Source organism: Rhizobium ecuadorense, from assembly GCF_001187535.1.
GTDB lineage: Bacteria > Pseudomonadota > Alphaproteobacteria > Rhizobiales > Rhizobiaceae > Rhizobium > Rhizobium ecuadorense.
In genome coordinates this window covers 1-230 of record NZ_LFIO01001086.1, presented here as the reverse complement: position 1 = coordinate 230, position 230 = coordinate 1, and the positions used below count along the sequence as shown (strand labels likewise).

The 230-nt window shown below is 63.9% G+C and carries 1 pseudogene; it reads left to right on the top strand.

Annotated elements, in window-relative coordinates:
- Positions 1 to 230 (top strand): annotated as a pseudogene (locus AF337_RS22070) (hypothetical protein); the annotation flags it as partial.

Here is a 230-nt window from a genome sequence, read left to right as displayed (position 1 = left end):
CGATACGCTGGTAAGCAGGCTGCGCGGCGGAAACACGCTGAGCCAGATCATGGCAGGCTTCCGGAGCTGCGCCGAGATCATGCTCGAAGGCGGCATGCGCGGATATTTCCGCCACGCCTGGCGCTTCGGCCTGTTCTTCCTCTTCCCGTTCCTGCTGACGGCGCTGGCGATCGCACTGACGGCGCAGATTGCCATCCTGCCCTATGGTCTCGGCTTTTCGCCGTGGCACA